The sequence below is a fragment of the Photobacterium andalusiense genome, assembly GCF_900185625.1.
GTDB lineage: Bacteria > Pseudomonadota > Gammaproteobacteria > Enterobacterales > Vibrionaceae > Photobacterium > Photobacterium aquimaris.
Genome location: NZ_FYAJ01000001.1, coordinates 213,751 through 227,573 on the forward strand (window position 1 = coordinate 213,751; position 13,823 = coordinate 227,573).

The 13,823-nt window shown below is 39.7% G+C and carries 15 protein-coding genes; 8 read left to right on the forward strand and 7 right to left on the reverse strand.

Annotated elements, in window-relative coordinates; translation table 11 throughout:
- Nucleotides 1-264 precede the first annotated feature (264 nt).
- Nucleotides 265-759, forward strand: coding sequence for a hypothetical protein (locus PAND9192_RS01020; RefSeq protein WP_060997014.1), 495 nt, complete (start codon nucleotides 265-267; stop codon nucleotides 757-759).
- A gap of 72 nt (nucleotides 760-831) precedes the next feature.
- Here the strand turns inward: PAND9192_RS01020 and rsmS are convergent, their stop codons facing one another.
- From rsmS to dinG, 4 genes are read right to left on the reverse strand one after another with little or no spacing between them, the layout of a single operon-like run.
- A complete protein-coding gene (gene rsmS / locus PAND9192_RS01025) occupies nucleotides 832-1,002 on the reverse strand; it encodes a pleiotropic regulatory protein RsmS (protein WP_087852189.1) in 171 nt (56 codons plus the stop codon).
- Between the two features lie 59 nt (nucleotides 1,003-1,061).
- Entirely contained in the window at nucleotides 1,062-1,613 is a 552-nt protein-coding gene (locus PAND9192_RS01030) for a primosomal replication protein (RefSeq protein WP_087819366.1), read from the reverse strand.
- Nucleotides 1,614-1,637: 24 nt separating this feature from the next.
- Nucleotides 1,638-2,411 carry a TSUP family transporter gene (locus tag PAND9192_RS01035; protein WP_087819367.1) on the reverse strand — a complete coding sequence of 258 codons (774 nt, stop codon included), beginning with the start codon at nucleotides 2,409-2,411 and terminating at the stop codon, nucleotides 1,638-1,640.
- 29 nt (nucleotides 2,412-2,440) lie between these two features.
- A complete protein-coding gene (dinG, locus tag PAND9192_RS01040; protein ID WP_087852190.1) occupies nucleotides 2,441-4,525 on the reverse strand; it encodes an ATP-dependent DNA helicase DinG in 2,085 nt (694 codons plus the stop codon).
- Between the two features lie 534 nt (nucleotides 4,526-5,059).
- Here dinG and PAND9192_RS01045 point away from each other — a divergent pair.
- Complete coding sequence (locus tag PAND9192_RS01045) at nucleotides 5,060-6,043, forward strand: porin (protein ID WP_087852192.1); 984 nt, start codon at nucleotides 5,060-5,062, stop codon at nucleotides 6,041-6,043.
- Between the two features lie 154 nt (nucleotides 6,044-6,197).
- Complete coding sequence (locus tag PAND9192_RS01050) at nucleotides 6,198-6,842, forward strand: YccT family protein (protein WP_370738373.1); 645 nt, start codon at nucleotides 6,198-6,200, stop codon at nucleotides 6,840-6,842.
- A gap of 116 nt (nucleotides 6,843-6,958) precedes the next feature.
- Here the strand turns inward: PAND9192_RS01050 and PAND9192_RS01055 are convergent, their stop codons facing one another.
- Nucleotides 6,959-7,306, reverse strand: coding sequence for a TraR/DksA C4-type zinc finger protein (locus PAND9192_RS01055; RefSeq protein WP_087844212.1), 348 nt, complete (start codon nucleotides 7,304-7,306; stop codon nucleotides 6,959-6,961).
- Nucleotides 7,307-7,675: 369 nt separating this feature from the next.
- On the opposite strand from PAND9192_RS01055, the gene PAND9192_RS01060 reads away from it, so the two are divergent.
- From PAND9192_RS01060 to recR, 5 genes are all read left to right on the forward strand, one after another.
- Entirely contained in the window at nucleotides 7,676-8,080 is a 405-nt protein-coding gene (locus tag PAND9192_RS01060) for a YbaN family protein (RefSeq protein WP_234998881.1), read from the forward strand.
- A gap of 126 nt (nucleotides 8,081-8,206) precedes the next feature.
- Entirely contained in the window at nucleotides 8,207-8,752 is a 546-nt protein-coding gene (gene apt / locus PAND9192_RS01065; protein WP_045027108.1) for an adenine phosphoribosyltransferase, read from the forward strand.
- A 283-nt stretch (nucleotides 8,753-9,035) separates the two neighbouring features.
- Nucleotides 9,036-11,153 carry a DNA polymerase III subunit gamma/tau gene (dnaX, locus tag PAND9192_RS01070; protein WP_087852195.1) on the forward strand — a complete coding sequence of 706 codons (2,118 nt, stop codon included), beginning with the start codon at nucleotides 9,036-9,038 and terminating at the stop codon, nucleotides 11,151-11,153.
- Between the two features lie 36 nt (nucleotides 11,154-11,189).
- The gene (locus tag PAND9192_RS01075; RefSeq protein ID WP_045041700.1) at nucleotides 11,190-11,519 is read left to right on the forward strand and encodes a YbaB/EbfC family nucleoid-associated protein; all 330 of its coding nucleotides are present in this window, start codon (nucleotides 11,190-11,192) and stop codon (nucleotides 11,517-11,519) included.
- Between the two features lie 3 nt (nucleotides 11,520-11,522).
- Nucleotides 11,523-12,122: a recombination mediator RecR gene (gene recR, locus PAND9192_RS01080; protein WP_060997006.1), complete on the forward strand. Its 600-nt coding sequence runs from the start codon at nucleotides 11,523-11,525 to the stop codon at nucleotides 12,120-12,122.
- Between the two features lie 102 nt (nucleotides 12,123-12,224).
- Here recR and PAND9192_RS01085 read toward each other — a convergent pair whose 3' ends face one another.
- Nucleotides 12,225-12,773 carry a regulatory protein ToxS gene (locus PAND9192_RS01085; RefSeq protein ID WP_087852196.1) on the reverse strand — a complete coding sequence of 183 codons (549 nt, stop codon included), beginning with the start codon at nucleotides 12,771-12,773 and terminating at the stop codon, nucleotides 12,225-12,227.
- Complete coding sequence (locus PAND9192_RS01090; RefSeq protein WP_087852198.1) at nucleotides 12,764-13,642, reverse strand: winged helix-turn-helix domain-containing protein; 879 nt, start codon at nucleotides 13,640-13,642, stop codon at nucleotides 12,764-12,766. The genes PAND9192_RS01085 and PAND9192_RS01090 overlap by 10 nt, the downstream gene beginning before the upstream one ends.
- Between the last annotated feature and the right edge of the window lie 181 nt (nucleotides 13,643-13,823).

Consider the following 13,823-nt stretch of genomic DNA (forward strand, 5'->3'; position numbering starts at 1 on the left):
TAACTGCTAGCTGGTTTGTGCTTTACCAGAAAATAAACTTTGAATTGAATCAAGGTTTTTACATTGTTAGACAAACAGTTACCATTGGTTGGTTGCAAATCAACCAAACGGTGCTTTATTTTTGTTGGTGAAAACGGCAGAATGAGCATAGATTTGAGCTCTGTCGCCTATTTGAACTAATTTTTGATAAAAGATATAGCAGTTTATCGAGTAGGTGGTAAGGTCTCACCGCATTCCGAATTCTTAAAGTAAAAGGTTACAAATATGTCTGATGTACCAGAGTCTGTTGCAAACGTTGCCGCTGTCGCTCAGCCTGTTGCTGAATCTTCAGGTTCTATCTGGGGTTATGTTGCAGCAGGTAGTGTAGCGTTATTGGTGCTAGCGGGTATCTTCGCTTACCGTAAAATAAATCAACCAGCATTTGTTATTAATCAGGTTCGTAAGAAAAACCTTAAAGAAATGAAAAAGCAGGGTACTGAAAACTCTGAATTTATGGTTGATATGGATCGCTTACTTGATTCTATTTTGCGCTATACAACTGAAAATAAAAAGAAAGGCTCTGATGTAGTGACCTTGCTGAAGCCATTGAATGATAAAGAGCGTATCAAAACGCCACGTGATATGTATCAATCAATGATCTTTATTGCTAATGACATTAATGATGCAGCACTGGCTAAAGATTTGAAAAACAAATCAAAGCAAGTGAAATCAAGCTCAGCATTGATGGCTGGTCTATTAAAGCGTGCAGGCATTAACTAATTTATTTTTAAGAAATACCACTATTTTAAAGGGCTGATTAATTCAGCCTTTTTTTATGGCTAGTTGTTATAACTATGCCGATTGTGGTTGCAGTTTTTTTTCAAAATCACGACGCACAATATCTAATGCTAATAATACTGTATGCGGATCAATCGCGTTATCTTCTAATAGGCAAATAAGATCAACCGCTAGTTTAATTTCAGCGGGGGCATTCTCTAAAGGTGATGCAGGGGTGTTACTCATCAATCAATCTCTGGTTTAGTGTTATTTAAGTGTCGTGTGTTCAAACTATATCATGGCGATTAGCCTTTTCTTTCACGGCGGTTAATTTCATCTTCAAGCTTGATTAATGCGGCTTGGCAACGATTGATCCGTCCTTCTAATGCTAGAACTTCTTTTTGTAATTGTTGTTGTTCAAATTGAGAACCGCAACGATTAACTAATGACTCTTTATCGCGAAGCATCGATTTTAAACGGCGCTCCCAATCACGATGCTGATTCAAATCTTGGTATAGTTGATTGATTGAACGTTGCTTACGTATTGCCTGTTTAGGCTCATTTTTACGAATGTGTTGCGTGGCAAATTCACGTTGTACAGCATGGATTTGGGCAACTAACTTTTCACAGACATGTTGCGTTCGTTCTGGTAATAACTTTCCCGTTTGTTGTTCTTTTTGAAGTATTGCTAATTCTTGAGCAATTTCTGCAACACAAGGTGCAAGCAACTTACTGCGGTAACGAAATAATTGTTGATCAAATAATGGACGCGATGCTTCACCACGAATACGATCTGTTTCTGCTGCTTGATGTTGTAATTGTTCAACCAGCGAATGAAGTCGAGAAAGATCTATCATTACAATACCTATCAATAGCGAAGGTTAAAACCACGCCTGCCAAGCTAATTTAGCCGCAAGAATAAAGACCACACTAATAAATACGGGACGAATAAATTTAGCACCAAAATGAATAGCTGAGTGTGCACCGAGGTAAGCGCCAATCATTAAGCATACCCCCATTGTTAAACCTAATGCGATATTAACATGGCCTAAAATAATAAAGGTCACCAATGAGGTTATATTACTGGTGAAATTCATCGCTTTAGCAAGTCCGCAAGCCCGCAGCATATCTAAGCGATATAATACTAAGCTCGATACTGTCCAAAATGCGCCTGTGCCTGGCCCCGCTATACCATCATAAAAGCCTAAGCTGGAACCTTGCAGCCATTGTTGATATTTAAACTTGCGAGTTACTGCTGGCAGTTGGGTTTGATCAGGATTAGGGTGCGGATGCCACAAACTATAAATTGCTACCGCAAAAATGATCAAAGGCAGGGCTTTTTCTAACCAAGCACCACTAATCAGGTTAACGATGATAGTACCTGCAACGGCACCAATAAATGTTGCCGCAAAAGATGCCCGCCAAAATTTAGGGTTGAACAACTGCTTTTTATAATAAGTCCATGCAGCTGTTGATGACGCAAATGTTGCCGCCAATTTGTTAGTACCAAGCGCAATGTGAGGCGGTAACCCAAGAGAAAGCAGGGCGGGAACAGTCAGCATACCCCCACCGCCTGCCACTGCATCTATAAAACCTGCAGCTAATGCAACAATACCAAGAATCAACAGCGTACTTGGTTCAATCATATCAATCATTTAAATGCTTTGTATTATGGTTAAGATGATTAGTTGTACTCAATAACGCGTTTAAATGGAGGCAAAGAATCAAGTAATGCTTTTCCATAGCGACGATTGATAATACGACGATCTAAAATAACCACTCTACCAGAATCGAGTTCTTTTCGCAGCAATCGGCCCACGGATTGAATCAGTTTTTTACTGGCTTCTGGAACCGAAATTTGTAAGAAAGGATTACCTCCGCGGCTTTCTATATATTCGGCATGTGCTTCTTCAACGGGGGAGGTTGGCACCGCAAATGGAATTTTTGTAATAATTAAATTTGTTAATAAATCACCAGGTAAATCAAGACCTTCAGAAAAGCTCCCAGTGCCAAATAAAATGCTTGGCAGGCCGTTTTTACAATTTTCTTTATGTTTTTTTAGAGTTTCATTTCGTGATTCTTCCCCTTGAACCAGCAATTGCCATTTGTTTTTCTTTGCCAGTGGGCGCAGTGCATCGGCGACTTTGTTCATCTGCCAATAAGAAGAAAATAAGACTAAGCTTGCGGTTTCACCTTCAAGGTATTCGGGTAATACATCGATCAATAAATCGGTAAATTGTTCTGCTTGAGGCTCAAGTTTTAATGCAGGAATCACTAAGCGAGCATTGTTTTGATAATCAAATGGTGACGCTAATGCTAGAAAACGTGTTCCTTCAGCTTCTGTATCTGATATACCTGCTTGACGACAGAAGAAACTAAATTGATTTAATGCACGCAATGTCGCCGAGACTAAAATCGCGCCAGCAGCCCGACTCCATAATAATTGATCAAGACGATAACCGACTTCTAATGGTGATACTTCAATGATGTAGTCATTTTCACGATCAGGGCTTTTTTCTATCCAGCGCGCAAGTGGCGCCCCTTTTTTATGGTTTGGCTGTGCCATTAATGACCAAACTTTTTCTAAATTTTCAAGACGTTGCAAGTAAAAACCAATTTCAGTAAGTGCTTGCTCACCTAAACGCGGAATAATGATGTTTTCTTTGGTGCGCTCAGCGATAAGATCTTGAATTTTACCCAGTGACTGTAGCGCTTTTTTGCTGGCTTCTTTACAGCCTTTGGCTTCTTCTTCAAGCCATTGAGGCAGTTCGCCATGTTCAAAGCGGTAGACACCATCTTTGTTAAATGTGCTGGCATCAATATTATTGGCAATTTGATTTAAGGTTGGTACTAAATGTTGAATGTTGTCTTGAATCGCGTTTTGAAAACGATTTGATTTTTGATAATCAGCTAATTCTGCAAATTTAGACACAATTTGATTAAGCTTTTCAAGCCAAGCAGCAGCGCCTTTTAAACTTGAAGCTGCAGATGAAAAGTCACGCGCAACTTGAGGTAAATGATGGGCTTCATCAATCACATAAATGGTTTGTTCTGGTTCTGGCAGAATGACACCACCACCTAATTCAATATCTGCCATTAGTAGTGCATGGTTAGCAACAATGACATCTGCTTTATCGAGATGTTCACGTGCTTTAGCAAATGGACAGCTACGGTGCTTGGGCATACCCGCATGACAACTGTGTTTATCTGCCATGATTTGTTGCCACACTTTATCTGGAATCGTGGTTGGCCAACTATCGCGATCACCATCCCATTTATTTTGTTCGATGGCTTTGAGCATTCGCTTGAGTAAATCGAGATCAGATTTTTTTGGCTTTTCTTCCCACATACCCAATTGCAACTCTTTATCGGTTGAACAACTGGCTTCTAATTTATGGTTACAACAATAGCGTTGGCGGCCTTTAGCAAGAATAAAACTAAACTCGCGCGGAAAAATTTGATTAAACAGTGGTAAATCTTTGGTAATCAGCTGCTCTTGAAGTGCCACTGTTGCAGTTGAAATCAATAATTTCTTATTGTTGAACAAAGCAAAAGGGATTCCACCAATTAAATAGGCCAGTGATTTACCGATACCTGTTCCTGCTTCAGCCACCAGAATACGATTTTTTTTGTGGTATTCACCCGCCAGTGTTTTGGCAATTTCTGCGACTAAATAGTTTTGTGCGCGGCGTGGAATAAAATTATCAAGTTGATGACCGAGGTTGGTGTAACACTGTTTAATGTCGCTTTTAATGGTGTTATGCAGCATGACTGAAACTTCATAAATATCGGGAAATACATTATAGCATGAAGCGCTAAATGTGAGCGGTAACAATATTTACGCTATTTATGTTTTAAAGTGAGGTGTTGCTCACGATTTTTTACTTTCGTTACATTGAGTTTGTATTTGTTTCGCTTATGCCAATTTTAAATTCATAACTTAGCGGTATGAATGGTTTTTTATGCTGTTCTTTTTGATTTATCCAGTTTGTTAGCAATGTAATTAACAGTTATTTACAGCTATTAAAGAATTGTTAATTGCATATTTTTACTTATTTTAGTGTGATTAATATCTGATTGTTTTTATATAAGCCATTGTTTTTGTGATGTGTTTTATGTTTTTTTATGTTTAATTTAGATTATTTGACAAAAATATTGAACTTCTGTCAGGATGTGAGCCATAAATTACTTTCCTTTGTATTTTAGTGTTTTGTTTTCTAATCAATACACATAGCAGGGGAATATAGGGACAGGGAACCTCAGGATTGAGGTTTACAACAATAAGAAAGGCAGTGGACATATCATGAAAAAAACTCTATTAGCGCTAGCAGTTCTAACTGCAGCTGGTTCTGCAAATGCTGGCATCAACCTTTACGACGCAAATGGCGTTAAAGTTGATCTTTCTGGTGCAGTTGAAGTGCAGCTTTACGACAACTTTGAAAAGCACGGCGATTCAACTATCCGTCTAGATGATGGTGATCTAGCACTTAATGCAACCGTTGCTGTGTCTGAGAACCTAAACGTTGTTTCTGGTACTGCATTCAAATATGAAAACCGTGATCTACAGAACTACGAGCTATGGGCTGGTTTTTCTGGTGACTTCGGTACACTAACTTTTGGTCGTCAACTGCTAATTACTGATGATTCAGGTATCGGTAAAGATTACGAGTTAGGCGCAGGTCAACTTGACTGGGTACAGACTGATGGTGACCGTGTTGCTAAGTACATTTACGATAACGGTACTTTCTACACTGGTGTTTCTCATGAAATGGACACTAACCACAGCACTACAATCACTGATGGTCGCGTTGGTTTCCGTACTGGCGGTCTAGATATTCGTGCATACGGTTATGACGGTAAGCGTATCAGTGCAGAAGGTTTCACTCTAGGTAATGATAACGGTACGCCAGTTATTATTCCTGGTAAAGCTGGTGAGAACGTTCGTGGTTACAACCTTGAAGCACAATATGCAATGGGTGCAATTAACCTAGCGGCATCTTTTGGCCAAGTTGAATACAAAGCAGCTAATACTAAGATCACTGATAAGAAAATTGATCTTTACGAAATCAATGGTTCATACAAAATCGACAACACAACTATGGCACTTGGCTATGTTCGTGGCGAAGATAAAATTTCTGGCGGTAACGAAATCAACAACGTATACGCAAACGTAACGCAACAGCTGCACAGCAATGTACGTGCATATGTTGAAGTTGGTTATGCTGACGATAAGAAAGATTCACTAGAAGATTTCGGTTACGTTGCTGGTCTAGAAGTTAAATTCTAATCAAGCGTTAACGTAATGATTGATGAAGCCGCCTTTATTGGCGGCTTTTTGCTAAGGTGAATTTTTTTGGATGAATATTGCTATCACGCATTAGTTTAATAGCGCTAGTGATAGCAATGAGCAGCCGATAAAACAAAAAATATATTAAGGATTAATAATGAAAAACACATTGTGGCTATTAGTAGCATTGTTTTCAGCGACGACCCAAGCGGCAACGTTATCAGTCGCGGATAAAATTGAGTTATTAGCGGTTGATGGTAAAGAAGTTAAAGCGCAAGGCTGGAACGCAGTTGATAGTGTTGAATTATCACCAGGTAAACACCAAGTGGTGGTGCGTTTTGATGGTGAGGTTAAGCGCGGTTCAAAATCGACTATTTTTACTACTCGTCCGTATTTATTTGAGATTGATTTGGCCCAAAAAAATGCTGAAATCACGCTGCCACGTTTAACTACTGAATCACAAGCGAAAGCCTTTTTTGAACGGGGTGCTAAGTGGCAATTAGCGGTTGAGGGCGGAGCACTACAAGCTCTTGACGGTGTTGAATTACAAGGTGAAGGTTTCGCAGCTTACAGCGATATTGAAGCGCTTGTTGCGGCTTATAATAGTGATAATGGCATTGTGATTGAACAAGGTAACGCGATAGATTTACAACAAGTAGCAGTGAATGTTGATAATAAAACCGGCAAGGTAGAAATTACGGGTGATGCATTAACGCAATTAAAAATGTGGTATACCAAAGCGTCAAATAACGATAAAAAAGCCTTTAAAATCTGGATGGCAGAAAAAGATTTTAATTAACTAACTAGGTTAACTGCTTGCTGGTTATTATTGTGGTTATTTTGTAATAAAAAAGTAAAAGGCAACCAAGGTTGCCTTTTGTTTGTTTGCTGGCTAAATATAGCCTTTAGCGATAATTAATCGTGGTGATAACGGCTATGTTCGCGACAAGCTTTGCATCGAGGTTGAGCCGGATCTTGTTCAAGATCGCTATACTCAATTTCCTCTTCGCAATCGGCGCATAAGCCATACATACCTAACTTAAATGAGCATACCGCAGCATCTACTTTTTCTAATCGTATTGCCATATCAAAAAGGTTCGGTATAAAAGACGATTTAGCCATTACGATCAGATCATTAAGATCAGTGTTATTGTCTGCAATAGCACTGTCATTTAAATGATTGATTAACATTTCATTTTTTAATTTTTCAGCTAAAGATAAATATTCGGTCTCTAGCGGATACTGAAAATTTTTATAATTCATATCGGTCATAGCCATAGTGGTGATATTCAATAATAAGGTCAGGGTAATAATGTAATTACCCATGCTTTGATTGAGTGTTGTTATACTGCGGCTAAATAAAAATCTAATGCAGTACCTCTAAGTGTTATTAGTCTAATCGAGATTCTGTATGCTGTTGTGATTTGAATCAATTCTTTAAGCGAATTTAATAAATATTGGTTAATTTTTGCTGTGATATAGCCAACGTCAATGAATAATGATAAATGTTAACAATTGCTGGTAGTTGTTGTTACAAAGAACGAGTTTCGCAATAGAAAAGGTATGTAAGTTGTTAAATTTGCGAATTGAGGTAGTAAACGCTTGAATAAAGACATTATGGTTCAGAGTCGAATGATACGTTATGTTTTAGTTGCCTTGGGTTGGCTTGCTGTCGCTTTGGGTGTATTAGGGATCTTTTTACCTTTATTGCCAACCACCCCTTTTTTATTATTGGCAAGTGCTTGCTTTATGCGAGGCTCACCGAAATTAAATCAGTGGTTACATCAACATCCTCAGCTTGGACCTATTTTAGTTAATTGGCACCAACATGGCGCAGTAACATCTGTTGTAAAGCGACGTGGAAGGGTAATGATAGTGCTCAGTTTTACCTTCTCAATAGTGATGGTGCCTTTATGGTGGCATAAAGGCATGTTGTTGCTGGGAATGATGGTTTTATTATACTGTTTTAATCGATTGCCAGTGGTTGAACTTCAAGCTGATGTTACGTCAGTTGCCGAAGTTGACGAAAACCCATAAAATGCGTACTTATCACATAAAAATACAGCTGTTGTGAACGGCTTTATTTTTATGCTTTCGTCTGCAATCTGCAGGCTTTAACTTGAAATTACTCTGTTTGCAGTAAGAGTAAGTACGGAAAGAATGATGAACCAAGAAACATTAGATCTAATTACTAACAGCATTAAATCAATTCAAGATTACCCTAAGCCAGGTATTCTTTTTCGTGATGTCACTAGCCTAATGGAAGTGCCTGAAGCGTATCGTGCTACGATCGCTATTTTGGCTGAAAAATATCAAGATCAAGGTATCACTAAGATCATTGGTACAGAAGCGCGCGGTTTCTTGTTTGGTGCACCATTAGCATTAGCGTTAGGAGTTGCATTCGTACCTGTGCGTAAACCTGGTAAATTGCCACGTGAAGTGATTGCTGAGAGTTATGAACTTGAATATGGTAAAGATACCTTAGAAATTCATAAAGATGCGATTGTTGCTGGTGATAAAGTGTTGTTAGTTGATGATTTGCTGGCTACAGGTGGCACCATTGAAGCAACCACTAACTTAGTGCGTCGTTTAGGCGGTGATGTTGCTGACGCTGCATTTGTGATCAATCTACCTGATATTGGTGGTGAAGCACGTCTACAAGGCTTAGGGCTGAACGTTTACTCTATTTGTGATTTCCCAGGACATTAAGATGTCTTTAACAACTATGGCTGATTATATTCTGTAATAAAGTGATAGTTGGTTAATCATTGGGCGCTTACTCTAGCGCCCTCTCGCTCACAAATGGGCACTATGCTAGCATTAATGTTGAATTTAATGTTTTACCTATCTCGTTACTATTTCGTTTATTTTCTTTGTTTTATAATGATCACTAGCAGTTGTTAGCATTATAGTTATGATGGCGAGAATAAAAGAAAGAGTGGCGAATTTCGTTGCACCAGATGCAGTCCAGATTGATTAAGGTTATTTATAAATGAGTTATCAGGTTCTGGCCCGAAAATGGCGTCCTTATCAGTTTGCAGATGTGGTTGGACAATCACATGTGTTAACAGCATTAGGGAATGCTTTAGAACAAAATCGGCTTCACCATGCTTATCTTTTTAGTGGTACTCGTGGCGTTGGTAAAACGACTATCGCACGTATTTTTGCGAAAGGACTAAATTGTGAGCAAGGCATTACGTCTACACCTTGTGGTAAATGTACAACCTGTCGTGAAATCGATGAGGGGCGTTTTGTTGATCTGCTAGAAATTGATGCTGCATCACGCACTAAAGTTGAAGATACCCGTGAATTATTAGATAACGTGCAATATAAGCCTGCACGTGGGCGCTTTAAAGTTTATCTTATTGATGAAGTTCATATGCTCTCGCGTCACAGTTTTAATGCGTTATTAAAGACGCTTGAAGAGCCGCCTGAGTATGTGAAATTTATTCTGGCAACCACTGATCCTCAAAAACTGCCGGTAACGATTTTATCTCGTTGTTTACAGTTTCATTTAAAGCATCTAGACCATCAACAAATTCATGCGCAACTAGATAAAATATTAACTGAAGAAAAAGTTGAATATGAAGCGCGTGCATTAGCGTTATTAGCCCGTGCTGCTGAAGGCAGTATGCGTGATGCATTAAGTTTAACCGATCAAGCGATAGCATTAGGCAATGGCCATGTTAGCGCTGAAACGGTTGCAACTATGCTGGGTACGCTAGATACAGATCAAGCGTTGTGTTTATTAGAGGCTGTTGCTAGCGCTAATGCAAATACCGCAATGGCTAGTTTGCAGCAACTCGCAGCTATTGGCATTGAGTGGGACAGTTTATTACGTGAGTTGTCAGCACAATTACATCGAGTGGCAATGTTTCAAGCTTTACCTGCAAGCCTTGATGAAAGTTTACCCGATGCCGAGCGTGTGAATTTACTTAGCCAGCTAATGACACCACAAGATGTACAATTGTGTTATCAGATTTGTTTACAAGGGCGTCAAGATTTGTCGTTTGCACCAGATGGCCGCACAGGGTTAGAAATGGTGTTATTACGCATGCTTGCTTTTCGTCCGGTGAGCGGTGGAAGTATTACACCACAGCCAATTGTCGTGCCAAGTACTCAGCCAGTAGCGGTTAATACTGCTGTAAGTGGTGTGTCACGGGTGCAAGCATTAAAAGCACAAATGCAGCCACCAGTAACCGATAATGTCGCGCCAACGGCGATGCCACCATCGCAACCGCCGTTGTCAGCATCGATACCACCACAGCAACAGCAGCAATCGGTACCGACAGCGCCAGTAGCGCCGCTGCAATCACAGCAGCAATCTACGCCCGTTGCGCCAACACAACCTCAACCTGCTGCAGCTCGACCATCGGCTGCATCAGGGCTATTAGCTGCCCGTAATCAGTTACGTAGCCAAACTAAACGTGGTCAAGATGAACAATCGGTAGCGGTATCGCCAAAAAAGGCCCTAACGGCGCCAGCTAAAAAAGTCGCAACCTCAGTGATGGATCGCATAGCCAATAAGCAAACGGCGATGCCATCATTGAATTCTCATGCGATGCCGGCGTCGACTGCTGCTAATGTGGCAGAAAAAGATGAATATCGCTGGAAGCCAATGGCAAAAGCTGAGGCTGATAAGGTAATTAAGCCTGAGTTAACGCCGCGAGTTTTAAAGCGCGCTTTAGAACATGAAAAAACCCCTGAGATGGCGAAATTGCTTGTCAATGAAGCGGCAAATCAGGATAGTTGGTCACAGTTAGTTACTCAGCTTGATGTACCTAAATTAATTCAGCAATTAGCACTTAACTCTGCTTTTGAGCGTACTGATGATCATATTACCTTGTACTTGCGTTCTGCTCAGAAACATTTACAAGCAGAGCGAGCGACAGCGCAATTAAATAGTGCTTTAAATGATGTGTTACAAACATCTGTACAATTATCAATTGTGTTGGGCGAACAGGGCCAAACACCATTGGAATTACGTGAACACTTGTACCAACAAAAATTGTTACAAGCACGAGAAAGTTTAGCGAACGATCCTAATGTGAATTTCATTTGTCAGCGTTTTGCTGCACAACTGGATGAAGAAAGTATTAGACCAGTTTAAAGATTTTTAACCAGACCAGATAGAGAGAGAAGAGTTATGTTTGGTAAAGGCGGTATGGGTAACATGATGAAGCAAGCGCAGCAAATGCAAGAGCGCATGCAAAAGATGCAAGAAGAAGTTGCAAACATGGAAGTGACCGGTGAATCTGGTGCGGGCCTTGTTAAAGTAACGATCACTGGTAGCCATAGCGTACGTCGTGTAGAAATTGACGAAAGCCTAATGGAAGACGACAAAGATATGCTTGAAGATTTGATTGCTGCGGCATTCAATGATGCAGCACGTCGTATCGAAGAAACACAAAAAGAGAAAATGGCAGGTGTTACCGGCGGTATGAACTTACCTGCTGGCTTTAAGCTGCCTTTCTAATCAATGCGAACCAGTCACTTACTGGAGCATTTGATGGAAGCCTTACGTTGTCTGCCTGGGGTCGGTCCTAAGTCGGCACAACGTATGGCTTTTAATTTGCTACAACGAAATCGTCAGGGCGGTTTACAGCTGGCTGATGCGCTAAATCAAGCCATGACTGAGATTGGTCATTGTCGTGATTGTCGTACGTTTACCGAAGATGATGTTTGCGCGATTTGCGACAATCCTCGTCGAAAAGAAAACGGCATTATTTGTGTGGTTGAAAGCCCCGCAGATATTGTAGCAGTCGAAGCAACGGGACAATTTTCAGGGCGTTACTTTGTATTAATGGGCCATTTATCACCACTTGATGGTATTGGTCCTGCAGATATTGGCCTTGATACACTAGAGTTTCGATTGCAAAAAGAAGCCATTAGTGAATTGATCCTAGCCACCAACCCAACCGTTGAGGGTGAAGCAACAGCACATTATATTGCGGAACTTTGCCATGAATATGGTGTACCAGCGAGCAGAATTGCTCATGGTGTCCCTGTTGGTGGTGAGCTAGAGTTAGTTGATGGTACCACGTTGTCGCATTCTCTTGCTGGACGACAGCGATTATAACTATGGTTATTATTGCTAGAAAAAAACCGCGTTCTTTGGACGCGGTTTTTTATTGGCTGTTATTTAATAAGATATTATTAATAATGGCTTATTTATTAAAATTTATTTGGTCGAGAACAATACTTTTGAGCCATGAGTAAGACTGGTAAGCAGTAATGTATGCTCATTAATAACGTCAATACGGCGGCTTTCTTGCGCATTCATTCTAAAGATATCTTTAATGATATTGAGTTGCTTACTATCAAAATCATGGTTTGAACCAGAAGTGATATCTTTAAATTCTAATGGTTCAGTCAGTAAATAGCCGCCACTGACATCCCAACGTCCCGATTCTGAAATATGAATCGTTAATGGTCGAGGTTCATCACTATGAAGCTCAAGTATGGTGATCCGTGAGTAAGTATGATTGGGTAAAAACACCATATTACTGCTTTGTTTTACTTTACGTAGTGCTTGCAAAGAATCTTGTGGTAATGATTCTATCTGACTAATGGTGGTACTTTGCCATTCTCGTGACATCAATAACTGCTGTTGCTTATAGTCTGTTGAAAAGTAGACCCATGAGCAAATCACCATCGAACTAATCAAAATCAGTAATGGCCAATATTGGCGTAATAAGCGCGTTATTGGGGTAGAGGCGGTTAGCGACATAAGCTCGAGTTATCCTTATCACTTGTGAGTAAACGCACTGTAACGTTTTCTGCTGGTACCTTACTGTTATGCAAGTAATTTAAATACAGTTGGTTGTTTTGACCGCCAGTAACGATAATTTCAAATGGCTTTTGATTGGGACTCTTATGGTATTGAAGATAATTACTGACACACGTTTTTATCATACTATGCCATTGTTTTATATCAGGATTATTATTTGGGGTATAAAGCGTTACCCCGTCAACATCAAATAAAGGAGTAAACGCCGCAGATTTGGGTGGCATACTGATGTTAACAATAATCGGTAATATAAAAGCAATGATCAGCGCTAGCCAACCTTTCCAAGAAATCAAGGTTGCTTTGGTTGCTGTTTGTTCTTGGGGCTGTTGGTAATATTCCGCTGTTGAAAGGTTAAGGTATGCCTCTTTACGTGGTGAAGAGAGCACTGGCTCAAACTCTGGTGGCATCGAAATAACTGCTGGCTCATTGATATCAACCGTCGTGTCTAGTGGTGGTTTTTGACAGATGTAGTTTTCCACGCTGGCAATCATTTGATAGCCACGTTTAGGCACAGTTTTAACAAACTCTGGTGATTTAGTTGAATCTTTTAATGCTTTGCGCAACGTTGAAATTGCTTGCGTAAGACTAGAATCATCGACTTCAAAACCTTGTTCACGCCATACATAATCATGAATACGCTGGCGAGTAATAATTAGGCTAGGATCTTCAATGAGCAGACTTAACGCTCGACTTTCATTACTACCAAGTCGAGTTAATTCATTATTATCACATTTATCTATTAAGCTGTTGTCATTAGGATCGAAAATAAAACGATTTCCAATCAAATACTTAGTTGCATTTGTTGTCATTGGTTTAGCCTTACCAAGGGTTTTATATGAACAATATTATTATATGTTTGCTCTGAATGTTGTCTGAATATAAAAATATAAAACCACTACTCAAAAAATATAAAAATAAAAAACATGTTATTTTAGGTTGAAATCATACAGTTTGACCATATTTATCTTTATATACTACTCATAATTTTTT

Bases quoted from the DNA above. Each gene is read 5' to 3' on its own strand.
- PAND9192_RS01020 (WP_060997014.1), top strand. From the start codon at position 265: ATGTCTGATGTACCAGAGTCTGTTGCAAACGTTGCCGCTGTCGCTCAG.
- rsmS (WP_087852189.1), bottom strand. From the start codon at position 1,002: ATGAGTAACACCCCTGCATCACCTTTAGAGAATGCCCCCGCTGAAATT.
- PAND9192_RS01030 (WP_087819366.1), bottom strand. From the start codon at position 1,613: ATGATAGATCTTTCTCGACTTCATTCGCTGGTTGAACAATTACAACAT.
- PAND9192_RS01035 (WP_087819367.1), bottom strand. From the start codon at position 2,411: ATGATTGATATGATTGAACCAAGTACGCTGTTGATTCTTGGTATTGTT.
- dinG (WP_087852190.1), bottom strand. From the start codon at position 4,525: ATGCTGCATAACACCATTAAAAGCGACATTAAACAGTGTTACACCAAC.
- PAND9192_RS01045 (WP_087852192.1), top strand. From the start codon at position 5,060: ATGAAAAAAACTCTATTAGCGCTAGCAGTTCTAACTGCAGCTGGTTCT.
- PAND9192_RS01055 (WP_087844212.1), bottom strand. From the start codon at position 7,306: ATGAATTATAAAAATTTTCAGTATCCGCTAGAGACCGAATATTTATCT.
- PAND9192_RS01060 (WP_234998881.1), top strand. From the start codon at position 7,676: ATGATACGTTATGTTTTAGTTGCCTTGGGTTGGCTTGCTGTCGCTTTG.
- apt (WP_045027108.1), top strand. From the start codon at position 8,207: ATGAACCAAGAAACATTAGATCTAATTACTAACAGCATTAAATCAATT.
- dnaX (WP_087852195.1), top strand. From the start codon at position 9,036: ATGAGTTATCAGGTTCTGGCCCGAAAATGGCGTCCTTATCAGTTTGCA.
- PAND9192_RS01075 (WP_045041700.1), top strand. From the start codon at position 11,190: ATGTTTGGTAAAGGCGGTATGGGTAACATGATGAAGCAAGCGCAGCAA.
- recR (WP_060997006.1), top strand. From the start codon at position 11,523: ATGCGAACCAGTCACTTACTGGAGCATTTGATGGAAGCCTTACGTTGT.
- PAND9192_RS01085 (WP_087852196.1), bottom strand. From the start codon at position 12,773: ATGTCGCTAACCGCCTCTACCCCAATAACGCGCTTATTACGCCAATAT.
- PAND9192_RS01090 (WP_087852198.1), bottom strand. From the start codon at position 13,642: ATGACAACAAATGCAACTAAGTATTTGATTGGAAATCGTTTTATTTTC.